This window comes from Haloplanus sp. GDY1 (assembly GCF_023703775.1).
GTDB classification, from domain to species: domain Archaea; phylum Halobacteriota; class Halobacteria; order Halobacteriales; family Haloferacaceae; genus Haloplanus; species Haloplanus halophilus.
The window spans coordinates 2,430,037-2,452,543 of record NZ_CP098514.1; the positions used below are offsets into that span (position 1 = coordinate 2,430,037).

A 22,507-nucleotide genomic window follows, 5' to 3' on the forward strand; every position below is an offset into this window, starting at 1 on the left:
TTGTGGGTGTGTCACTCGGGCACACGTAGCGCACGACCGCTCACTCGAACGCCGACAGCCCCGTCAGGTCCTCGCCGAGGATCAGCGAGTGGACGTCGTGGGTTCCCTCGTAGGTGTACACCGTCTCCATGTTCGCGAGGTGGCGCATCGGCGGGTAGTCGACGGTGATGCCGTTGCCGCCGAGCATCTCGCGGGCGACGCGTGACTGCTCGCGGGCCATCCGGACGTTGTTGCGCTTGGCCATCGACACCTGCTGTGGCCGGAGGTCCCCCCGCTCTTTCAGGTCCGCGAGGCGGTGGGCGAGCAGTTGGGCGGTCGTCACCTGCGTCGCCATCTCCGCGAGCTTCTCCTGTTGCAGCTGGAAGCCGCCGATGGGACGGCCGAACTGCTCCCGCTCCGTGGCGTACTCGCGGGCCGTCTCGAAGCAGTCCCGGGCGGCGCCGACCGCCCCCCACGCGATGCCGTATCTGGCCTGCGTGAGACAGGAGAGCGGCCCCGCCATCCCCTCGACCTCCAGCACGTCCGCCTGGGGAACCCACGCGTCCGCGAGGCCGATCTCCCCCGTTATCGACGCCCGGAGGGAGAGTTTCTCGTGGATGGGTTCGGTCGAGACGCCGTCGCGGTCCGTCTCGACGAGAAAGCCACGGATCGGCGTCCCCTCGGCCGACCGGTCGCGCGCCCAGACCACCGCCACGTCGGCGATGGGGGCGTTCGTGATCCACGTCTTCGACCCCGAGAGCCGGTAGCCGTCGCCGTCGCGTTCGGCCGTCGTCGCCATCGACGACGGGTCCGAGCCGTGTTCGGGCTCCGTCAGGCCGAAACAGCCGACCGCCTCGCCCGTCGCCAGGTCGGGCAGCCACCGCTCTTTCTGCTCGTCCGTGCCGAAGGCGTGGATGGGGTACATCACCAGCGCCCCCTGGACGCTCGCCATCGAGCGGAGCCCCGAGTCACCGGCTTCGAGTTCCTGCATCAGGAGGCCGTAGGCCGTCTCGCTGACGTTCGGCAGGCCGTAGCCGTCGAGGTTCGGCCCGTAGAACCCCAGGTCGCCCATCTCGGGGACGAGCTCCGTCGGGAAGGTTCCCTCGAGGAAGTGCTCGCCGATGTCGGGGCGGACCTCCTCGTCGACGAATCGGCGGGCGGTGTCCCGGATCAGGCGCTCCTCCTCGCCGAGGTCGGCCTCCAGGTCGACGTAGTCGAGCATGGCGGGGATGGGACCGCTCGCGTGAAAAACCCCTTACAGGAACTCCCGAACCTCGGAGTACCACATGTCGTGGTGGTCGACGGCGCCGACGCGCTCGGCCACCTCGACGGCCAGGGCGTGCCAGCACCGCTGGCTCGGATCGGCCGTATCGAGGTTGTACTCGGCGTCCTTGCAGGTACAGCCGCCGTCCTCGACCACGTACTCGTCGTCGTGGCCGACGACGACCGTGAAGTCGCGGTACTGCTTGACGCGCTCCTCGGAGACGGCCTCGATGGCTCGCTGACCCCGGTCGCCGTGGGCCGAGAGGATGGCGTCGACGATGGGGCCGGATAGCTCTCCGGCCGCCGAGAGCGCCGCCCGCCAGTCCTCCACCTCGCTCACGACCCGAACCGTCGGGCCTCGGCGTCTAAAGGGGTTCGGTCGGTCGGACGACCGCACGACGGGCGGCAGACGCCGGCCACTCGGCCGAACCGACCGACTTTTTCGCCGCCACCCCGTTCCCCACCCATGCGCGTCACCGAGGGCGGCGTCGAACTCGACGTTCCCGACGCCCGCGACGGGGCGAGCGAGGGACAGGGCGAGGGCGTCTTCTACAACCCCACGCAGGAACTGAACCGCGACGTGACCGTCGCCGTCCTCCGGGCGTACGCCGAGCGCGAACCCCGCGCCGAGACGTATCTCGACGCGATGGCCGCGAGCGGGGTCCGCGGCCTCCGTGCCGCCGCCGAGGGGTGGGACGTGACCTGTGCGGACCTCGACCCGGACGCCGTGGCCCTCGCCCGCGAGAACTTCGCACACAACGACCTGCCGGGGTCGGTGGTCGAGCGAAACGTCAACGCGCTCCTCTACGACTCGGCGACGGTGTTCGACGTGGTCGACATCGACCCCTTCGGCACGCCCATCCCCTTCGCCGACGCGGCGCTCGCCAACGCCCGCAACCTCGTCTGTGTCACCGCCACCGACACCGCGCCGCTCTGTGGCGCGCACTTCGACTCCGGCGTCCGCAAGTACGCGGCGGTCCCCCGAAACACCGACTACCACCCCGAGATGGGGCTCCGGATCCTCCTCTCGGCCATGGTCCGTACGGCCGCCCGCTACGACAAGGCGGCCCGTCCGATCTGTTCGCACGTCTCCCGGCACTACGCGCGGACGTACCTCGAACTCGACGGCCGGGCGACCGAGGCGGACGACTGCATCGACGAACTCGGCTACGTCCACCACTGCGAGGACTGCCTCACCCGCGAGGCCGAGGACGGCCTGATTCCCCACCCACCGGAGACCTGTCCGGCCTGCGGGGGGTCCCGCGTCGTCACCGCCGGCCCCCTGTGGCTGGGGGCGATCCGCGACCGCGCGTTCGTCGCCGCCGTCCGCGACCGGATCGACGACGGGATGGGCGAGGCCGCCCGCGCCCGCCGACTGCTGGAGACGGTCGAGGCCGAACTCGACCGCCCCACTCACTACGACCAGCACCGTCTCTGCAAGCAGTGGGGGCGCTCCGCCAACGCGATGGACGAGTTCCTCGCGGACCTCCGGGCCGCCGGCTACGACGCCTCCCGCGCCCACTACGGCGGCACGACGTTCAAGACGGACGCCTCGGTCGTGGAGATTCGGGACGCGACGGCCGAGTGATCCCCGCGGTACCCCTCCACAGAGGTCGTACCCTTATGTCTCACTGCGCCCATGATCGACGTGGCTGGACGACGTGTGACATACTGCCGTCGTCGGTTACTCGCACTCGATCCGGCCAACACGCCTCGGGCGACCGGTAACGGCGTCGGGTCATCCCCCTCCCCTTCCCCCTCGGCGCCGTTCGGACGATCGTCGCCCGTCGAGGCGGCCGTTCTGGGCGGGTCCCGACCGAGTGCACGCCCCGACCCGCCCAAACCGCCATATACGCAGCCCGCGTTGGGGTACGTATGACCACTGCCGTCGGACGCATCGTCGCCGCCCTCGTCGTGACCGTCGCGTTGGCCGCCGGACCGGCGCCCGTCGCCGCCCAGTCGAGCGATCAGCCGGCGTGGGCCGACGACCTGTTCGCGGACCTGCAGGACATGCAGCCCCGGTTCAACGCCAACGTCACCGACGCCGAGATGAACTTCGCCGAGCGGCAGGTGTTCAACCAGCTCGCGGGCAACGTCGTCAACGTCTACTTCGTCGACACCGACGTGGTCTTCTCCTTCCGGATGCGCCCCGACGGCACGATCACCGACCTCCGGCAGTCCCGCCGGGACGACGCGGGCCTGAAGATGCAGATGACGCGCGACACCGCCGAGGACTTGGTCGCGCTCCCGGACCCGGTGCCGCAGTTCGTCGACGCCGTCCGGAACGGGGCGGTCGTCCGGCGCGACGGCGAGCGCACCGTCCGCGGAATCGTCATCAACGGCGAGGACGGCAAACTCGTGAAACAGGCGACGTGGACGGTCATCAACACCGTCAAGGGCCTGCTGTAGTTCGCCGGGCCGACTTTGCTCCGCAGGCTGCGGGTGGCCGTGGCGGTAGCGTGCGGACGGCGGCCGGACGTCGCCTCGTCGTCGGGGTCGGGGCGACGACCGCGCGGGCATCCGCTCGCCGTCCGGCACCGCGGCCGCCACCGTCGCGTTCGGTCGCCGCCCCTCGCCATCGCGGGCCGGCGGCGCCCCCCGTCCATCCCTCGGTCACCTCGTCGACCGAGAGCCACGCTCCGGTGCCCGCCGCCCGGCTTCCAGTAGAGGTTTGCGTCCCGGCCCCGTGTGCCCGACCGATGAGTGTCCAAGCGGAGTTCGACGCGTGGGCGGCGGCAGGCAAGGACCGAGGGATGGAGGAGCGACACTGGCACACGGCCAAGGAGGCACTCGCCCGGATGCCCGCCGAGGCCGGCGACACGGTGCTCGATCTGGGGACCGGGTCGGGGTACGCCCTCCGGGCGCTCCGCGAGACGCGGGAGGTCGGCCGCGGCGTCGGCCTCGACGCCTCGGGGGCGATGGTGCGCAACGCCCGCGAGTACACCGACGACGGGGCCGTCGACTTCCTCGCGGGTGACTTCCAGCACCTGCCCCTCCGGGACGACAGCGTCGACCACGTGTGGTCGATGGAGGCGTTCTACTACGCGCGGGACCCCGACGCGGTGCTTCGCGAACTCCGGCGGGTCCTCCGACCCGGCGGCACCTTCTTCTGTGCCGTGAACTTCTTCGAGGAGAGCGAACACACTCACGAGTGGCAGGAGCAGGTGGGCGTCGAGATGCGACTGTGGGACCGGGCGCAGTATCGCGAGGCGTTCCGCTCGGCCGGGTTCCACGTGGCCGAACAGGACACCATCCCCGACCGCGAAATCGAGATTCCGCCCGCCGAGGCCTTCCCGACCGACGACTGGGACTCCCGCGAGGCGATGATCGACCGCTACCGGACGTGGGGGACCCTGCTGACCGTCGGCGTCGCGCCGTAGGTCCCCGGCGCCCGCGCCCTTTTCCGCCCGCCGACCGAACCGACACGCCGTGACCCGACTCGCCCGGGTGCTCCCCGCCGCGCGTGCCGTCGTCCGCGAGGCTCGCGCGCGGGACGTCACCCTGCTGGCCGCCAGCGTCGCCTACTACGCCTTCGTCTCCGTCCTCCCGTTGCTCGTCCTCGCGGCCGTCGTCGCGACGACGCTCGGTGGGCCGTCGCTCCGGACGGCCGTCGTCGCCCTCGCCGGGCGCTACCTCCTGCCCGTCGGCCAGGACCTCGTCGCCGACGCGCTGGCGAACACGACCGGACAGGGCGGCGTCACCCTCGTCGGCCTCGCGCTCCTCGGCTGGGGGTCGCTGAAGCTCTTTCGGGGCGTCGACACCGCCTTCGCCCGGGTCTACGACGTCGACCCCCGTGGCTTCCTCCGGAGCATCCGCGTCGGCGTGACCGTCCTCGTCGCCGTCGGCGTCGGCGTCTTCGGCGGCGTCGCCCTCGTCGGAGCCGTCGCCGTCCTCCGACTGCCCCCCGTGGCCGTCCTCGCGCCCCTCCTCTTTTTCGCCGTCCTCGTCGCCGCCCTCTTTCCGGTCTACTACCTGCTGCCGGCGGTCGATCTCTCGCCGCGCGAGGCGCTGCCCGGCACCCTCGTCGGCGCGCTCTGCTGGACGCTGCTCGGAACCGCCTTCGCCGTCTACGCCGCCGTCGCGTCGGCGGGGCGGTTCGCGCTCTACGGCGCCCTCGGTGCCGTCCTCCTCCTCGTGACGTGGTTCTACCTCGCGGGGCTGGCCCTCCTCGTCGGCGCGACGCTCAACGCCGTCCTCGCCGACCGAACGGCCGCCCCGAATCGGCAGGTACAACACCCGCGGGACCGAGACCACGTGACGACGGCAATGACCGGAGACGACACGGAAGGCGACTCCGATCCCTCCCCGGCACCGGACATCGAGGACCTCGCCGACCGGGTCGAGGAGGTCCGTGCCGATCTGGACGCCTTCGAGGCCGACGTGCAAGACCGGACGGTCGACCGGCCGGAACTGGAAGGCGAGCTGAAGGCGTACGTCCGCCGGCGGATGCGCCGCGGCCACGCCCGGGGCTGGGGTCCCTACCTCGTCCTCCTCTACGGGACGGTCCTGACCCTCGGCGCCTTCTACCTCCTCGACGACCTGATCGCCCTCGTCGCGATGGTCGTCATCTTCCTCTCGACGCTCGGGCTCTACGTCCTCTTCGTGCTCTTCGGCGCCGGGCTCTCGCTGCTCGGCAAACCGGGCGAGGCCCTCGACGCCGTGCGCCGGTTCCGGCGCTGACTCCCGGGGTCGCCCGCGGCCGATGCCGTCGGCAACGGGGCGCCCATCGGGTGTCGGGCCGCTCCTCCCGACGCCCGTGCCGAACCGCGGGAATATATGTTCCTTCCACCACACGCCCGACCCATGTCGCTCGTCGACCGAGCCGTCGCCGACCGCGGCGTGGGTGAGACGGGCGTCGTCGAGACGCTCCCGGAGGCCCTCGTCGCGGCCGCCGGACTCGTCACCCGCCTCGGCGATCCGCTGACCCTGATCGTCGTCGTCGCCGCCGCCTACCTGCTGGCGAACCGCCTCGGCGTGGCCGCCCCGCGGATGGCGACCGCGCTCGCCCTCACCGTCGGCGCGTTCGCGCTGACCCTGGCGCTCAAACACGCCTTCGCGCTCCCGCGCCCGCCCGGCGCCGGCGTCGACGGCTACGGGTTCCCCAGCGGTCACGCCATCGGCGCCACCGCCGTCTACGGCGGGCTGGTGGCGCTGCTCCCCGCCGAGCGTCGCTCCCCGACCGTCGTCGCCGCCGCCGGGTCGCTCGTCGCCCTCGTCGCCGCCTCCCGCGTCGTCATCGGCGTCCACTACCTGGTCGACGTGATCGCCGGCGTCGCCGTCGGCCTCGCGTATCTCGTCGCCGCGCTCCGGATCGGCCCCGGGCTGGCGCCCGAGCGCGTGACCGTCGCCGACGCCCGCCGCGTCTTCGCCGTCGCCCTCGCCGTCGGCCTCGCTGGCGTGGCCGTGGCCGTCGTCAGGAACACCGTGGTCGCCGTCGCCGCCGCCGGCGGCGGCCTGCTCGGGTGGCACCTCGCCGCCGACCGGGTCGTCGCGGCCCGCGGATCGACCCCACAGCTCGCCATCTCGGTCGTGACGCTGGGCGTGGTGGTCGCGAGCGCGGCCGCGGTCCTCGACGGCGGGATCCCGCTGGCCGTCGCGGCCGCGACGACCGTCGGCGTGGTCGCCCTGCTGATCGCGGTGCCGGGGCTCTCCGGGACGGTCGCGAAAAAAGGATTGGACGTCGGCCGTTAGAACTTCTCGAGGTAGCGGTCGAGTTCCCACTCGGAGACCTCGACGATGTACTCGCCGAACTCCTGGGACTTGGCCTCGATGAACTTCTCGGTGACGTGGTCGCCGAGCGCGCTCTGGATCGTCTCGTCGGCTTCGAGGGCGTCGACGGCCTCGCCGAGGTTCGACGGCAGCGTCGTGATGCCGTACTCCTCGCGCTTCCCCTCGTCGAACTCGTAGATGTTCTCCCGGACCGGGTCGGGACAGTCGAGGTCACGCTCGATGCCGTCGAGGCCGGCGTGGATCATGGCCGCGAAGGCGAGGTAGGGGTTACACGACGGGTCGGGCGAGCGGAGTTCGATCCGCGAGGCGGCGGGCACGCGCGCCGCCGGCTTGCGGATGAGCGCCGAGCGGTTGCGGTCCGACCAGGCGACGTAGACGGGGGCCTCGTAGCCCGGAACCAGACGCTTGTAGCTGTTGACCGTCGGGTTGGCGACGGCGGTGATCGCGGGGGCGTGATCGAGGATGCCCGCCACGTAGCTCTTCGCCGTGTCGCTCAGGTTGAACTCGTCGTCGTCGTCGTGGAAGGCGTTCTCGCCGTCCTTGAACAGCGACATGTGGGTGTGCATCCCCGAGCCGTTGATCCGCGCGATGGGCTTGGGCATGAACGTCGCGTGGAGGTCGTGCTCGGCCGCGATGGCGCGGACGACCGCACGGAAGGTGGCGACGTTGTCGGCCGTCGACAGGGCGTCGTCGTACGTGAAGTTGATCTCGTGTTGGCCCTGAGCGACCTCGTGGTGCGAGGCCTCGATGTCGAAGCCCATGCTCTCCAGGCCGTAGATGATGTCACGGCGCACGTCCGAGGCGAGGTCCTTCGGCGCGAGGTCGAAGTAGCCGCCGGCGTCGTTGGTCTTCGTCGTCGCGCGGCCCTCCTCGTCCTCCTCGAACAGGAAGAACTCCGGCTCGGGGGCCATGTTCACGTCGTAGCCCATCTCCTCGGCGCGCGCGATGGCGTCCTTGAGGACGCCCCGCGGGTCGCCCGAGAAGGGCTCGCCGGTCGAGGTGTCGATCACGTCACAGATGAGTCGCGCGGCCGCCCCGCCGTTGTCGTCGCCGTTCCGCCACGGGAGGACGGCGAACGTCGAGGGGTCGGGGTCGAGCCGCATGTCGGACTCCTGAATGCGTACGAACCCGTCGATGGAGGACCCGTCGAAGTAGATACCCTCGGTGAACGCCTTCTCCGCCTGACTGGCCGGGACCGAGACGTTCTTGACTGTGCCGAGGATGTCGGTGAACTGGAGCCGCAGGAAGTCGACGTTCTCCTCGTCGATCTCGTCGATGACGTCCTGTTCTTCCGCCGTCAAACCGCCGTCAGCCGCCGCAGTTTCGTCCGTCATGTTCTGGACAGGGTTAATCTATACTCCTAGTATTAAGCCCTTTTTGTTGGCTGCAATTTCCTCTCCGCTTCGTTCGAAATTGGATATTCGTAAACTTCTATACCCCCCGGGCCGTGCGTAACTGCCATGACGTACGAAAATCTCGACGCCAAGCTGATCAACGCACTCCTGGGCGACGGTCGCGCGAGCCTCAGGAGCCTCGCCGAGGAGCTCGACGTCTCCGTCACCACCGTCTCGAACCACCTCCGCGACCTGGAGGACGAGGGCGTCATCGAGGGGTACACCCCGCGCGTGAACTACGACGCGCTCGGCTACGACGTGACGGCCATCCTCCAGTTGAAGGTGGAGGGGAGCGCCCTGCCGGACATCACCGACGACCTGCGCGACCAGAAGCAGATGACCAGCGTCTACGAGGTGACCGGCGACTACGACGTCATCGCCATCGGCAAGTTCCGGGACACCGACGGCATGAACGAGCAGATCAAGACCCTGCTGACCGACGCCGACATCCGCGAGTCCAACACCAGCGTCGTCCTCAACGCCGTCGTCGAGAACAAGCAGTTCGAACTCGACGTCGACGAGTGAGCCGCCACCTCCGGCGGGTCGCCACGGGGCGACGAGCACCTACCGCCGGAGGCCGTGCGGCGTTCCGTGGAGCCGTGCCTCGCGGACGACGCTCACCCGCCAGCGGAGCAGTCCGACGCACGCGAGCCCGACCGTGAGCGCGCCGGCGACGACGTAGAAGGCGAGTTCGTAGCCGCCGGTCCGCTCGACGATCCGTGCCACCAGCGTCGGCCCGGCGACGCCGGCCATCGACCACGCGGTCAGCGCGTAGCCGTGGATCGCTCCCAGTTCCTCGGTGCCGAACAGGTCAGCCAGATACGCCGGCAGACACGCGAACCCCCCGCCGTAGCAGGTGATGATCAGGAATATCGCCCCCGCGAACAGCGGGACGGTCGTGAGGCGGGGGAGCGCCAGGAAGGCGCCGATCTGTAGCACGAAGAACACGCCGTACGTGGTCGTCCGGCCCAGGTAATCCGAGAGGCTCGACCAGATGATCCGCCCGGCGCCGTTGAAGACGCCGATCAGGCCGACGACCCCCGCCGCGACGGCCGCGCTCGCCCCCGTGACCGCCTGCGTCATGTTCGACGCCACCGAGAGGAGCATGATCCCCGCCGAGACGTTGACGAAGACGACCATCCAGACCAGGTAGAACTGCGGCGTGCGGAGCGCCTCGCTCGCGGTGCGCTGTTCGAGGTCCGACGCGACGATCACCCCGTGACCCTCCGTCTCGACGACCGCGTCCGGATCGATCCCCTCCGGCACCCACCCCGCCGGCGGCGTTTCGAGGTAGCTCGCACCCGCCGCCATCGCGACGAAGTAGCCCGCCCCGAGGACGTACAGGGTCGTGGGAATGCTCGTCGTCTCGATCAGCCAGTTGGCCACCGGCCCGGTCACCAGCGCCCCGGCGCCGAACCCCATCACGGCGAGTCCGGTCGCCAGGCCGCGACGGTCGGGAAACCACTTCACGAGCGTCGAGATGGGACTGATGTACCCCAGGCCGAGTCCCACCCCGGCGACGAGGCCGTAGGTCAGGACGAACCCCACGTGGCTCCCGTACTGGACGGCGACGCCCGCGAGGACGGTTCCGCCGGCGAACGCGACGGCCGCGGCCGTCCCCGACACGCGCGGTCCGTACCGCTCCACGTACCGCCCGAGCAGCGCCGTCGACGCGCCGAGGGTGAAGATGGCGACGGTGAACCCGAGGGTCACGTCGCCGATGCTCCACCCCTGTGTCGCCTGGAGCGGTCGCTGATACACGCTGTAGGCGTACACCGACCCGATAGACAGGTGGATCAGCATGGCCGAGACGGCGATGAGCCAGCGGTTCTTGGTCGTCGTGGTCATATCTCCCGTAACGACGGTGGCCACGAAAAAACATCCGACGAGTGATACGATCCGCCGGAGTCCGCCTCGCCTCCGACGTCGACGCGGCGTGGCCGCCCGCGATCCGACTCACTCCGACCGCGGCTCGTCCTCCAGCGGGTAGTCGAGACCGCTCGGGTACTCGCTCTCGGCCGTCGTGTCGAGTTCCAGCGCGATACAGAACCGGTCCAGCCCCACTTCGAGGCCGGCGAACAGCAACAGCTCTACGACCTCGGCGGCCGTGTACTCCGTCCGGAGCGCCTCGAACTGTTCCTCGGTGAGCCGGTGGGGGTCCTCGGCGAACCGCTCGGCCAGGCGGACGGCGAGATACGTCCGCCGGTCGAGCGCGTCCTCGTCGACGGTGCCGAAGACCGCCGCCTCCGTGGGTGCGATCCCGTCGCGAACCGACAGCGTCCGGACCGTCGCACAGTACGTACACCCGTTCACTTCGGCGATCTTGAGGCGCATCAGTTCGAGCAGTTCCGCGTCGATGCCCTCGCTCCGCGGGAACGCTCGAAACACGTCGACGATCCGCTCGAAGATCGTCGGCGTCCACGCCATCGCGCCGAAGAACGCGCTGTCCCCGTACCAGTCGTCCGCGGCCGCCTCCAGCAACTCCGCGGCCCGTTCGTCGTCGACGTCTTCCGGTCGAAGGCTGTCCGGTCGTCCCGCCATGCCCCCCGCTACGGGGTGTTCGCGCAAAAAGCTGGACCAAAAGACCGTCTTCCGCTACTCGACGCCGTCCTCGAACACGACGGTGCCAGTTCCACCTTTTTGGCGCTCACTGCGTTCGCGCAAAAAGCTGGACCAAAAGACCGCCTTCCGCTACTCGAAGCCGTCCTCGAACACGACGGTGCCAGTTCCACCTTTTTGGCGCTCACTGCGTTCGCGCAAAAAGCTGGACCAAAAACCCGCCTTCCGCTACTCGAAGCCGTCCTCGAACACGAAGGTGCCGTTGCGCTGGACGACCTCCCCGTCCACCTCGATGACCGAGTCCTCGGACATGTCGACGATCATGTCGACGTGTTCGGCGCTCTCGTTGCGCTCGTTTTCCTCGCCCACGGTGTCCTCGTAGGCGTTGCCCACCGCCATGTGGACGGTGTCGCCCATCTTCTCGTCGAACAGCATGTTGTAGGTGAACTGGTCGATGGAGCGGTTCATCCCGATGCCGAGTTCGCCCAGGTAGCGCGCGCCCTCGTCGGTGTCCAGGATGCCGGTGAGCACCTCCTCGTTGCGCTCGGCGCTGTGCTCGACGACGCGGCCGTCCTCGAACCGGAGGCGGGCGCCCTCGATCTCCTTCCCCTTCCGGTACAGCGGCATGTCGAAGTGGACGTCCCCCTCCACCGACTCCGTGACCGGCGCGGTGAACACCTCGCCGCCGGGCAGGTTGTGCTCGCCGTAGTCGTTCAGTGTGGGGTTGCCCGCCACCGACATGGTGACGTCCGTCTCCGCGCCGCTCCTGATCCGCACCTCGTCGGCACCGTCGAGGATGTCGACCATCCGCGACTGGTGCTCGCGCTGTGCGTCCCAGTCGAGCGTGACGGCGTCCCAGACGAAGTTCTCGTAGGCCTCGGTGCTCATGCCCGCCAACTGGGCGTGCCCCGAGGAGGGGAACTGCGTGAGACACCAGCGCGTCCCCAGCCGCTCGTCGAGGACGGGCCGCATCGCGCGGCGGTAGGCGGCGTTGGTCTCGGGGGCAACGTCGCTCTGCTCCGAGACGTTCGGCCCGCCGCGGGCGATGATCGCGGCATCCGCCTCCTCGTAGAGCGCCAGCTGGTGGGCCGGCGTCTCGAAGTCCTCGTCGTCGCTCGCCCGGAGGTACGCCCGACTCGCCCGCTCGGAGTTGTTCAGGTAGACGGGATTGGCCCCCCGGTCGCCCAGCACCTCGTGGAGGGCGACGGCGAGGTCCTCCGCGACGGCAGGCATGCTCACCACCACGTCGTCACCCGACTCGATCCGCGCCGAGTGGTCCACGATGATCTCTGCGTGCGTGCGAATGCGCGGGTCCATGTGGTGGGGTTCCGCCCCGGGCGGCAAAGCCTTTCGGAGTCCGACGGCCGGCGGCTACTCGACTCGGCCGGCCGCCCGTGTCTCCCCGCCGCCGGCGTCGACGGCCTCGACGAGTAGCTCCGCGACGTCGACGATTTCGATGTCGTCCTCGTATCCGCCGGTCTTGCGACCGTCCTCGTACATCGTCATGCACATCGGACAGGCGACGACGAACTTCTCGACGTCGCCGTCGGTGTCCTCGAGGGCCTCGCGCATCCGCTCCTCGCTCGGCTTGGTCTCCTCCTCGAGGTCCATCCAGAGGCCACCGCCGCCACCCCCACAGCAGAACGAGTCCGCCCGGTTGCGGGGCATCTCCGCGAGCGTCGCCCCCGTCGCCCGGATGAGTTCCCGCGGCGCCTCGTACTCGTCGTTGTAGCGGCCGAGGTGACAGGGGTCGTGGTAGGTGACCGTGTAGTCGAGTTCGTCCCCGGTGAGGTCGAGTCGTCCGTCCGCGACCAGCTCCTCGACCGCCTGGGTCCAGTGGAGGACCGCCACCTCGCCGTCCGCGTTCCACTCGCCGTCGTAGTCGAATCCCATCAGCGGATCGTCGGCGAATTCGGCAAAGTCCACCTCCGGATACTCGTTTTCGAACGTGTTGTAGGAGTGTGGGTCCGTACAGACGATGGCCTCCGGATCGACCGCCTCGAACTGCTCGACGTGGTGCCCGGCGAGGTCGACGTAGAGGAACTCCTCGCCGAGACGGCGGATGTCGTTGCCGTCGTACTTCTCGTCCTCGAAGAGGATGCCGTACTCGACGTCGGCCCGTTCGAGGAGCGTCGCCAGCGAGCGGGCCACCTTCTTGTTTCGCTCGTCGTAGCTCGGGTAGTCGCCGACGTACCAGAGATACTCCACGTCTGCCTCGCGGGCGTCCGCCACCTCGAAGTCGAGGTCGTCGGTCCAGTCGGCGCGTTCGTCGGCCGGATCGCCGAAGGTGTTGCCCTTCCGCATGACGTTGTCGAAGGTGTCCTGGACGTTCGGGTCGACGTCGCCCTGGTCCGTGAGCTGGCGATTCAGCCGCGTGAACGAGCTGAGGTGCTCGATCTCCACCGGACAGGCGTCCATACAGGCCATACACCCCATACAGGACTCCATCGTCGCGGCGTCGACGACGCTCGTCCCGCCGTCGGCGACGATGTCGACGTCTTCGGCCTCGCCGGCGTCCCGTTCGTCCCGATACCGTTTCAGGTCGAGGATCACCTCCCGCGGATCGAGCGGGCGACCGACGGATTCGGCGGGACAGGCCGCGGAACAGCGCCCGCAGTTCGTGCAGGCGTCCTGATCGAGCAGTTCCTTCCAGGTGAAGTCCCCGACGGTCTCGGCGCCGGTGTCGGCGTCGAGGTCGGCCGGAATCCCCGGGAGGCGGACGCCGGCCTTCTCGTCCCGCGTGACGACGTTGGCGTACGACGCGAGCATGTGGAACGGCTTGCCGTACGGGATCGCGGCGACGAACGCGAGCGCGAGCAGCGAGTGCGACCACCAGACGACCGGGTAGACGGCCTCGGCCGTCGCCTCGCTCATCCCCGCTGCGGCCAGCACGTCGGCGACGAACCAGCCGACGAAGCTCACCGTCTCGAAGGCGGGGAAGCCGGTGCCGAGGATGCGGACCCCCTCGGTCAGATAGCCGCCGACGCCGAGGAGGAAGAGCGTCCAGACGAAGAGGTCGTCCTCCAGCCCCGTGTGGTTCCCCCGCAGGCGCCACTTCCGTGCGGCGTACCGGCGGTACAGCGCCACGCCGACGCCGACGACGAACAGCAGCCCCATCGCGTCCATCACCAGCGAGTACGAGAGGTAGAAGTCGCCGACGAAAAAGGAGGGCTGGCCCAACAGCTTGGTCCAGACGTCCATGTCGATCGCGAGGATCGTCGTCCCGATCAAAAGGGTGAGAAAGCCCCACATGATGAACGCGTGCATGAGGCCCCCGACCGCGTCCCGGTCGAAGAGCGTCCGGTTCGAGAGGACGACCCGCATCGAGGCGACGATCCGATCCGGCAGGTCGTCGAGGCGGTCGACGGGGTCCGCCTGCCCGGCCGTGATCCGCTCGATCCGCCGGTAGACCCCGTACGCGAAGACGAGGATCGCGACGGCGGAGAGGCCGTAGAAGGCTAGCTCCCCGGCGTGTCCGATACCCCAGAACGTCGGTCTGGTCACGACTCCTTCCTGAGCAGCCATTGCCCGAAACGTTCCCCAATCCCGGAATAAATGTTGTCACGAACGGACCGGTTCGGCGTCGACACCGATATCCGTCGGGCGGCCGTGCACACGCCACGATGACCGCACTCGATCGGTTCGACCACCCCGCGTGGACCGCCGCCGCCGCGACGGCCGCCAGTTACGGGCTCGGACTGCTCGCCCTCTTTACCCTCCTTTTCGTCGTTCCCTTCCTGCTCTTCCTGCTCGGATAACGCGGCCGTAGATGTTCGGGACTAGCTAGTTGTCAGTCGCTCGGCGAGCTTCACGGGTGAGAGTGAGAGAACCCATCGAGACACGCGTGTCCGCGACTAGAACGGACGAACACACGACGGCGAGCGAGGACGAGCGCCGATGAGCGACGACGACTTCCCGTCGAACGCGGGGACGGTGATCGTCGGGGCCGGCATCGTCGGGAGTTCCCTGGCCGGCGAGTTGGCCGAACGCGGCCGCGACGACGTCCTCCTGATCGACAAGGGACCCCTCTCCGATCCCGGGGGCTCGACCGGCCACGCGTCGAACTTCATCTTCCCGGTCGAGCACAGCAAGGACATGACGCGGCTGACCGCCGACAGCCGCGACATCTACCGGGAGTTCGACACGTTCACCAACTCCGGCGGCATCGAGGTCGCCCGCACCGACGAGCGGATGGCGGAGCTCGAACGGCGCGTCGTCTCCGCGAAGTCCTTCGGCGAGGCGGCCGAACTGCTCACCCCCTCGGAGGTCGAGGATCTGGTCCCGTACGTCGACACCGACCTGATCGAGGGCGGCTTCTACAGCAAGGACGCCGGGACCTGTGACCCGCTCCGAGCCGCCGACCTGTACCGCCAGCGGGCCGCCGACCGGGGTGCGCTCCGGACCGCGCCGAACACGGCGGTGACCGACCTCCACGTCGAGGACGGCACGATCCGGGCCGTCGAGACCGACCGCGGCACGGTCGCCGCCGACGAGGTGGTCGTCGCGGCGGGGCTCTGGAGTCCGAAGATCGCCGACATGGCCGGCGTCGACATCCCGCTGACGCCCGCCGTCCACCAGATGGTCTCCGTCGGCCCCATCGAGCGCTTCGAGGAGGGCGAGGGCGAGATCAACTACCCCGTCGTCCGCGACATGGACACGCGGATGTACGAGCGCCAGCACGGCAACGACCTCGAGGTCGGCTCCTACGAACACCGGCCGATCCTGTGGGACGTCGACGACGTGCCCTCCATCGAGGAGGCGCCGCTGTCGCCGACCCAGCCGCCGCTCACCGAGGACGCCTTCGAGGACTCGATGCAACACGCCCTCGAGATCGTTCCGGACCTCCTCGACGATCCGAACGCGGGGATCCGCCACTCGATAGACGGGCTGCTGTCGGTCACGCCCGACGGCCATCCCCTCCTCGGTCCCGTTCCCGAGGTCGACGGGCTCTGGTCCTGTGCCGCCATCTGGATCAAGGAGGCCCCCGCCATCGCCCGCGAGGTGTCGAAGTGGATGACCAAGGGCCACCCCGACGTCGACATCGTCGCCCACGATCACGTCGCCCGCTTCGACGAGTACGGCGAGACCCGCGAGTTCGTCAAATCCCGTGCCCACGAGGGGTTCCAGAAGATCTACGGGATCGTCCACCCGCGCGAGCAGTGGGAGTCGGTTCGGCCGCTCCGGACGAGCGCGTTCTACCACCGCCAGCGGGACCTCGACGCCGAGTTCTTCGAGGCCGGCGGCTGGGAGCGCCCCCGCTGGTACGAGTCCAACGCGGACCTCGTCGAGGCGTACGAAGCGGAGATCGCCGACCTCCGGCGACCGAACGAGTGGGACAGCCGCTGGTGGTCCGAAATCGTTCTCGGCGAACACCTGCACCTGCGTGACGCGGTCGGGATGATCGGCGACACCGGCTTCGGCATCTTCGATATCGTCGGTAGCGACGCCGCCGCGAACATGGAGCGACTCTGTGTCGCCCCGATGGACATCGACGCCGGCGACGCCGCGTACACGCCGATCCTCGCGCCGAACGGCGGGTTCGTCGCCGACCTGACGGTCGCCCGGCTCGGCGAGAACCACTACCGCGTCATCACCGGCGGCGCACACGCCGGGCAGGACAAGACGTGGTTCCGCCGCCACCTGGACGGTGACGCCGAACTCCTCGGCCGCTCGTCGGAGCTGTGTACGCTGGGGGTCTGGGGACCGAACGCCGAGGCGCTGATGGACGAGGTCGCGGAGGAGCCGATGACCGCCGACTCGTTCGACTTCGCCGAGATGCGCGAGGTCACGATCGGCCCGGTGAACGCGACGGCGTTCCGGATCTCGTACGTCGGCGAGTTCGGGTGGGAGATCTACGCCCCGATGGACCGCGGGCAGCGCCTCTGGGACACCATCTACGAGGCCGGCCAGAAGCACGACGTCCGCCCGATCGGCACCGGCGTCTACGGCGAGACCGGCCGCATGGAGAAGGGGTATCGCCTGATCGGCGCGGACCTCGACATCGAGTACACGCCGGCGGAGGCCGGACTGACGCTCCACGGCATCAAGGACGCCGAGTTCGTCGGCAAGGACGCCTACGCCGCGGGGATCGACGGAGCGAACGCCGCGACGCTGTGTACGCTGTCGGTCGCGGATCACGCCCCCGACGGCGGCGAGCCCCGATTCATGACCGGCGGCGAACCGATCCTCGACGCCGACGGCGACGTCCTCGTCGACGAGGAGGGCCGGCGCTCCTACGTCACGTCGGCCGGCACCGGCCCCTCGGTCGGGGACCACCTCCTCCTGGCGTACCTGCCCCCCGAACACGCCACCGAGGGCGAGCGGCTGTGGGTGGAGTACTTCGGCCAGCAGTACCCCGTCGACGTCGAAGTCGTCGGCCACGGCGGCGTCTTCGACCCCGACGGCGACCGACTGTTCCGCAACGACTACTGACAATGGAGATACTCACGGCGATCAAACGGGTCCCGGAAACGGGATCGAAGGTGACGCTGACGGCGGATCGAACGGCAATCGACACCAGCTCGCTCGGGTTCACGGTCAGCCCCCACGAGGAGTGTGCCGTCGAGGCGGGCGTCCAGTTGGTCGAGGAGCACGGCGGCGCGGTCACCGCACTCACGCTCGGGAGCGCGGACGCGACCGAACAGCTCCGGTCGGCCATCGCGATGGGTGCCGACCACGGGATCCTGCTCGAAACCGACGAGCGGTGGGGGCCGGCCGCGACGGCCGACGCCATCGCGGCCGCGGCCGACGAGGACGGGACCGACTTCGACCTCCTCCTGTTCGGGAACGAGTCGGCCGACGCCGCGAACCACCAGGTCGGCGTCCGCGTCGCCGAGGCGCTCGATCTCCCCTGTGTCACCGGCGTCAAGGGGCTCGACGTGACCGACGGCACGGCGGTCGCCGAGCGGGAGATTCCCGGCGGAACCGAGGTCTACGAGGTGGCACTCCCGGCCGTCGTGACGGTCAAGGAGGGCACGAACGAGCCGCGCTACCCCTCGATGCGCGCGAAGATGCAGGCCCGGAAGACCGAGATCGACCGCCGCGACCCCGACCCGCGCGATGACGGACTCGAACTGGTGGCACTGGAGGTGCCGGAGACCGACGACAGCCCCGCCGAGATCCTCGGCGAGAGCCCCGACGCCGCGGCCGACGTCGTCGACGTCCTCGACGAACTGGAGGTGATCTGACGATGGTGCTCGTCGTCGTCGAACACGACGGCGGGGTGATCGACGACGCCTCCGCCCAGGCGCTCACGCTCGCACGCGACCTCGCGGCGGCGGTGGAAGAACCCCTCGAAGCCGTCGCCTTCGGCCCGGAGGCGGCGGGCGTGGCGGACGACGCCGGCGCCTACGGGGCCGCGGTCGTCAACGCCGTCGAGGGCGACGACCTCGACGACTACGCGCCCGAAGCGTACGCCCGAGCCGTCGTCCAGTGTGCCGAGGGGACTGGCAGCGACGCGGTCGTCGCCCCCGGCACCGACCGGGGGTCGGAGGTCCTCGCCCACGCGGCCGCGAAACTCGACGAGACGATGGCCGCGGAGGTCGTCGACGTCGCCCCCGACGGCGACGGCTACGAACTCACACGCCAGCGCTGGGGCGGGACGCTCCTCGAACACGCGCGACTCCACGCCGACACGAAGGTACTGACCGTCGCGCCGAACGAGGTGTCGGCGGTCCCGACCGACGACGGCCCGGCCGACGTGAACCCGTTCGCGCCGGACCTCGAAGCGGGCGACCTCCGCGTCCGCCGCACGCGCGTCGAGGAGTCGGACGTCGAGGGCGTCCCGCTGAGCGAGGCCCGCGTCGTCGTCGCCGGTGGTCGCGGCACCGACGGCGACTTCGAGGCGCTCGAGGAACTCGCGGACCGGCTCCCCGACGCCGCGGTCGGCTCCTCCCGCGCCGCGGTCAACGAGGGGTGGCGGCCACACGACGACCAGATCGGCCAGACCGGAGCCAAGATCGCCCCGGAGATCTACGTTCCCTGTGGCATCAGCGGCGCCGTCCAGCACATGGTCGGCTGCAAAGGCGCCGAAAACGTCCTCGCCGTCAACACCGATCCGGACGCGGCCATCGTCGGGAAGGCCGACTGGGCGGTCGTCGCCGACCTCCACGAGGTCGTTCCGGCGGTCACCGAGGAGCTGGAGCGGCGCACCGAGTGACGCACCCCCGTCGATCCGGCGGCTCCACACCGGACGCGGATCCGTCGTGTCACGGGGTGGCGCACTTTCTTGTGCTTCGGTGACAAATACCATGCGGTCGCTCGCTCGGGCGACCGATCCAGCATGGAGACGTACATCAGCCTCGTGAACTACACGGCCGAGGGCGTACAGCACATGGACGAGAGCCCGGACCGCCTCGACGCGGCCCGGGAGGTCGTGGAGTCGCTGGGGGGCGAACTCCGCGAGTTCTTCCTCACGATGGGGCAGTACGACGCCGTCGTCGTCATGGCGTTTCCGGACGCGGAGACGGCCACGCAGGCCGGCATCACGATCTCGGGCGAGGGTGCGGTCCGGACCGAAACCCTCCGCGCGTTCCCGGAGGACGAGTACCGCGAGTTGATCGCCGGGCTCCCCTGACCGACTCGTTTTTTGCCGTCGCCGCCCCGACTCGGAGCATGATCGACCTGCGATCCGACACGGTGACGAAGCCCTCCGACGCGATGCGCGACGCCGCCCGCGACGCCGACGTGGGCGACGACGTCTACCGCGACGACCCGACGGTGAACGAACTCGAACGCCGGGCGGCCGACCTCGTCGGCTGCGAGGCCGCGCTGTTCGTCCCGACGGGGACGATGGGCAATCAGGTCGCGGCGGCCGTCCACGCCGACCCCGGCAGCGAGGTCGTCGTCGACGACGAGGCCCACGTCGTCCGCTGGGAACTCGGCAACCTCGCGCAGGGCGCCGGCCTCCAGACCCGCACCGTCGACGCCGGCGACCGGGCGGTCCCCTCGCCCGCACAGATCCGCGACGGCAGCCACGACCGCGACCTCCACCGACCCGGGACCGGCCTCCTGTGGCTGGAGAACACGCACAACGCCCGCGGCGGCGTGGCCGTCCCCCGCGACCGGATCGAGGCGGCCGCCGAGGCCGCCGGGGACGTCCCCGTCCACCTGGACGGCGCCCGCCTGTTCAACGCCTGCGTCGCCCTCGACACCCCGCCCGCCGAGATGGTCGCGCCCGTCGACTCCGTCCTCTTCTGTCTCTCGAAGGGGCTCGGCGCCCCCGTCGGGTCGATGCTCGCGGGGAGCGAGGACTTCGTCGAGGCGGCCCGCCGGGTCCGGAAGCGCTACGGCGGCGGGATGCGGCAGGCCGGAATCGTCGCCGCGCCCGGCCTCCGAGCGCTGGAGAACCGCGATCGCCTCGCGACCGACCACGAGAACGCCGCCCGACTCGCGGCCGGACTGGACGCCATCGACGGCGTGTCGGCGCGGGACCCCGACACCAACATCGTCGTCGCGGACGTGGCGGGCACCGGCCTCGACGGCGCGGCGTTCGTCGACGCCTGCGCCGCCCGCGACGTGGCCTGTGTGCCCTTCGGCGGGACGACCGTGCGGTTCTGTACCCACCTCGACGTCGACGGCGAGGACGTGGACCGGGCGATAGAGCGGATCGCCGGCGTCGTCGAATCGGTGGCGTGATCCGCCGCGGCACCGCCCCCCGACCCGTGGTCCCCGACGCCCTCGCCGCCGGCGGACTGTCGCTCCCGCTGGGCGTCCCGGGCGGCTCGGGGCGTCCGCTACAGATGAGCAAGGCGAGTGCTTCGGGGCTCGATCCCGAGGCGGTTCACAGCTCCGGTTCGAGGTAGACGAACCGCACCCGGTCGTCCCGAGCCCGGAGTTTCTCCTCGATGCGGCTGACGTCGGCGTCCAGGTCGTCCGTGTCGAGGGCCGGATCGAAGCTCACGTCGGCGGCGACGAGGATGGCGCTCGCCCCGACGAACATCGTCCGGAACCGGTCGACGTGGGTCACGCCCGGGTGGTCGGCGATGATCGACTGGAAGTCGTCTTCGAGTCCCTTCGGCGCGCTCTCGCCGAGCAGGAGGCGCTTGTTCTCCCACGCCAGCGCCAGCGCGAACCCCATCAGGAGGACGCCGATCAGCGCCGCGGAGACGGCGTCGTAGATGTAGTTGCCCGTCGCCCGCGTGAGGAGGATGCCCACCAGAGCGATCACCGCACCGCCGAGGGCGATGGCGTCCTCCGTGAAGGCGGTCAGGGTGGTCACGTCGCTGGTCGATCTGAACGCCTCGACCAGGCTCGACCAGCCGTACTCCTCCATCTGCCGCCGGAGTTCGGCGTTCGCCTTCACGAACGCGTAGGTTTCGAACGCGATAGCGCCGAGGAGGACGACGACGCTGACGTAGACGGCGTCGAACGTGACGCCCCCGAAGGTCACCATCCCCGGCGCGGCCGAGTGTCCGTGGACGATGGCGCCGTAGCCGTGTTTCAGGCTCTCCCACCCCGCGATGCCGAACAGCAGGACCGACACCAGGAAGCTGTAGAAGAACTGGGCCTTCCCGTAGCCGAAGGCGTGCCCGCGGCTCGGCTCTTTCTTGCTGTATCGAATCCCGATCAGGAGGAACACCTGGTTGCCCGTATCCGAGATGGAGTGGTACGTCTCGGAGAGCATCGAGGGACTCCCCGTGAGGAGGAAGGCGCCGAACTTCAGCACCGCGATGGCGCCGTTCGCGACGAGTGCGGCTATCACCACGGACCTGCTCCCGGCCATGTGCGTCCCTCGGACGGCCCCCGATTCAACCTTCCGACCGCAACCGAGTTGTCGTCGCGGTCCCTTCACCCCGCCATGCTCGCCGTCTGCTCCGACACCCACGGCACCGACGACCCCCGCCTGACCGGCCGCACGCGCGAGGCCGTGGCCGCCGCGGATCTGGTGATCCACGCCGGCGACTTCACCACGCCAGCCGTCCTCGACGCCTTCCGCGAGGCGTCGCCCCGACTGGTCGCCGTCCACGGCAACGCCGACCGCGAGGCCGTGCGAGCGCGTCTGCCCCCCGCCGCCTCGACGACCTACGCCGGCGTCCCTATCGCGGTCACCCACACGGAGCGCGGCGGGCCGACCGCGCTCTCCCTGTTCGGCCGGGAGCGCGGCGCCGCTCTCGTCGTCTCGGGACACACCCACCGCCCGGCCGTCGTCGACGACGCGGACGGGCCGGTGTTGCTCAACCCGGGGAGCCACGCCGACCCGCGCGGAAACCGCCCCGGTCACGCGGAACTGTGGGCGGCCGAGGCGGACGTCCCCGCGGACGTTCGGGAGCGCGTCGCGGCGACGACGGGGCTGGTCGGCGTCGTTCGCACGCCGGACGGCGACGTGATCGAGTCGGTTCACGTTCCGCCGCTCGACTGAGTTCGTCGCTTCCGGCCGTCGCCCCCGCGGTCGGGGACCCGATCGGTCGCGACGAGAGGGAACGAAATGGAGGGCCGAAGCGTCGGCGATGGAGGGCCGAAGCGAGGTCGGGGGACCACGCACTCACGGATACGTCCGACGCCATAATATAAACACCGTAGGCTCAAACGCCCATTTGAGTTTGCTCGCGCCGGGAGACGGTCCCGCCGTCGAGCCACTCGTC

The 22,507-nt window shown here is 70.0% G+C and carries 21 protein-coding genes; 13 read left to right on the plus strand and 8 right to left on the minus strand.

Going from position 1 to position 22,507, the window contains the following annotated elements; all coding sequences use genetic code 11:
* Positions 1–40: 40 nt before the first annotated feature.
* Both NBT67_RS13020 and NBT67_RS13025 read right to left on the minus strand, forming a co-directional pair.
* A complete protein-coding gene (locus tag NBT67_RS13020; RefSeq protein ID WP_251342200.1) occupies positions 41–1,201 on the minus strand; it encodes an acyl-CoA dehydrogenase family protein in 1,161 nt (386 codons plus the stop codon).
* A 33-nt stretch (positions 1,202–1,234) separates the two neighbouring features.
* Positions 1,235–1,582, minus strand: a complete 348-nt coding sequence (locus tag NBT67_RS13025) for a hypothetical protein (protein ID WP_251342201.1) — start codon at positions 1,580–1,582, stop codon at positions 1,235–1,237.
* A 126-nt stretch (positions 1,583–1,708) separates the two neighbouring features.
* On the opposite strand from NBT67_RS13025, the gene NBT67_RS13030 reads away from it, so the two are divergent.
* The 5 genes from NBT67_RS13030 to NBT67_RS13050 all read left to right on the plus strand — a co-directional run bounded on the left by NBT67_RS13030 (position 1,709) and on the right by NBT67_RS13050 (position 6,933).
* On the plus strand, positions 1,709–2,830 hold the full coding sequence (locus NBT67_RS13030; RefSeq protein ID WP_251342202.1) for a tRNA (guanine(26)-N(2))-dimethyltransferase: 1,122 nt from the start codon (positions 1,709–1,711) through the stop codon (positions 2,828–2,830).
* 287 nt (positions 2,831–3,117) lie between these two features.
* Complete coding sequence (locus NBT67_RS13035) at positions 3,118–3,651, plus strand: hypothetical protein (protein WP_251342203.1); 534 nt, start codon at positions 3,118–3,120, stop codon at positions 3,649–3,651.
* Positions 3,652–3,941: 290 nt separating this feature from the next.
* Positions 3,942–4,622, plus strand: coding sequence for a class I SAM-dependent methyltransferase (locus NBT67_RS13040; RefSeq protein ID WP_251342204.1), 681 nt, complete (start codon positions 3,942–3,944; stop codon positions 4,620–4,622).
* Between the two features lie 49 nt (positions 4,623–4,671).
* Positions 4,672–5,922 (plus strand): YihY/virulence factor BrkB family protein, encoded by a 1,251-nt coding sequence (locus NBT67_RS13045; RefSeq protein ID WP_251342205.1) that lies wholly within the window; start codon positions 4,672–4,674, stop codon positions 5,920–5,922.
* 123 nt (positions 5,923–6,045) lie between these two features.
* Positions 6,046–6,933, plus strand: coding sequence for a phosphatase PAP2 family protein (locus tag NBT67_RS13050; RefSeq protein ID WP_251342206.1), 888 nt, complete (start codon positions 6,046–6,048; stop codon positions 6,931–6,933).
* On the opposite strand, the gene glnA is transcribed toward NBT67_RS13050, so the two are convergent.
* Positions 6,930–8,306: a type I glutamate--ammonia ligase gene (gene glnA, locus NBT67_RS13055; RefSeq protein WP_251342207.1), complete on the minus strand. Its 1,377-nt coding sequence runs from the start codon at positions 8,304–8,306 to the stop codon at positions 6,930–6,932. The genes NBT67_RS13050 and glnA overlap by 4 nt on opposite strands.
* A 126-nt stretch (positions 8,307–8,432) precedes the next feature.
* On the opposite strand from glnA, the gene lrp reads away from it, so the two are divergent.
* A complete protein-coding gene (gene lrp / locus NBT67_RS13060; RefSeq protein WP_251342208.1) occupies positions 8,433–8,891 on the plus strand; it encodes an HTH-type transcriptional regulator Lrp in 459 nt (152 codons plus the stop codon).
* 39 nt (positions 8,892–8,930) lie between these two features.
* Here lrp and NBT67_RS13065 read toward each other — a convergent pair whose 3' ends face one another.
* The 4 genes from NBT67_RS13065 to NBT67_RS13080 all read right to left on the minus strand — a co-directional run bounded on the left by NBT67_RS13065 (position 8,931) and on the right by NBT67_RS13080 (position 14,450).
* Positions 8,931–10,214, minus strand: a complete 1,284-nt coding sequence (locus NBT67_RS13065; RefSeq protein WP_251342209.1) for an L-lactate MFS transporter — start codon at positions 10,212–10,214, stop codon at positions 8,931–8,933.
* A gap of 108 nt (positions 10,215–10,322) precedes the next feature.
* On the minus strand, positions 10,323–10,907 hold the full coding sequence (locus NBT67_RS13070; RefSeq protein ID WP_251342210.1) for a carboxymuconolactone decarboxylase family protein: 585 nt from the start codon (positions 10,905–10,907) through the stop codon (positions 10,323–10,325).
* Between the two features lie 246 nt (positions 10,908–11,153).
* Entirely contained in the window at positions 11,154–12,242 is a 1,089-nt protein-coding gene (locus NBT67_RS13075) for an aminopeptidase (RefSeq protein WP_251342211.1), read from the minus strand.
* A gap of 54 nt (positions 12,243–12,296) precedes the next feature.
* Positions 12,297–14,450 carry a 4Fe-4S dicluster domain-containing protein gene (locus NBT67_RS13080; RefSeq protein ID WP_251342212.1) on the minus strand — a complete coding sequence of 718 codons (2,154 nt, stop codon included), beginning with the start codon at positions 14,448–14,450 and terminating at the stop codon, positions 12,297–12,299.
* 98 nt (positions 14,451–14,548) lie between these two features.
* On the opposite strand from NBT67_RS13080, the gene NBT67_RS18025 reads away from it, so the two are divergent.
* The 6 genes from NBT67_RS18025 to NBT67_RS13105 all read left to right on the plus strand — a co-directional run bounded on the left by NBT67_RS18025 (position 14,549) and on the right by NBT67_RS13105 (position 20,561).
* Complete coding sequence (locus NBT67_RS18025) at positions 14,549–14,683, plus strand: hypothetical protein (RefSeq protein ID WP_256474650.1); 135 nt, start codon at positions 14,549–14,551, stop codon at positions 14,681–14,683.
* A gap of 139 nt (positions 14,684–14,822) precedes the next feature.
* Positions 14,823–17,357, plus strand: coding sequence for a GcvT family protein (locus NBT67_RS13085; protein WP_251342213.1), 2,535 nt, complete (start codon positions 14,823–14,825; stop codon positions 17,355–17,357).
* Between the two features lie 2 nt (positions 17,358–17,359).
* Complete coding sequence (locus NBT67_RS13090) at positions 17,360–18,112, plus strand: electron transfer flavoprotein subunit beta/FixA family protein (RefSeq protein WP_251342214.1); 753 nt, start codon at positions 17,360–17,362, stop codon at positions 18,110–18,112.
* 2 nt (positions 18,113–18,114) lie between these two features.
* Complete coding sequence (locus NBT67_RS13095) at positions 18,115–19,083, plus strand: electron transfer flavoprotein subunit alpha/FixB family protein (RefSeq protein WP_251342215.1); 969 nt, start codon at positions 18,115–18,117, stop codon at positions 19,081–19,083.
* A gap of 123 nt (positions 19,084–19,206) precedes the next feature.
* Positions 19,207–19,500, plus strand: coding sequence for a GYD domain-containing protein (locus NBT67_RS13100; protein WP_251342216.1), 294 nt, complete (start codon positions 19,207–19,209; stop codon positions 19,498–19,500).
* 38 nt (positions 19,501–19,538) lie between these two features.
* Positions 19,539–20,561 carry a threonine aldolase family protein gene (locus NBT67_RS13105; protein ID WP_251342217.1) on the plus strand — a complete coding sequence of 341 codons (1,023 nt, stop codon included), beginning with the start codon at positions 19,539–19,541 and terminating at the stop codon, positions 20,559–20,561.
* A gap of 145 nt (positions 20,562–20,706) precedes the next feature.
* Here NBT67_RS13105 and NBT67_RS13110 read toward each other — a convergent pair whose 3' ends face one another.
* The gene (locus tag NBT67_RS13110) at positions 20,707–21,648 is read right to left on the minus strand and encodes a cation diffusion facilitator family transporter (protein ID WP_251342218.1); all 942 of its coding nucleotides are present in this window, start codon (positions 21,646–21,648) and stop codon (positions 20,707–20,709) included.
* Between the two features lie 75 nt (positions 21,649–21,723).
* Between NBT67_RS13110 and NBT67_RS13115 the strand changes: the two genes are divergently transcribed.
* A complete protein-coding gene (locus tag NBT67_RS13115; RefSeq protein ID WP_251342219.1) occupies positions 21,724–22,284 on the plus strand; it encodes a metallophosphoesterase in 561 nt (186 codons plus the stop codon).
* The last annotated feature ends 223 nt before the right edge of the window (positions 22,285–22,507 follow it).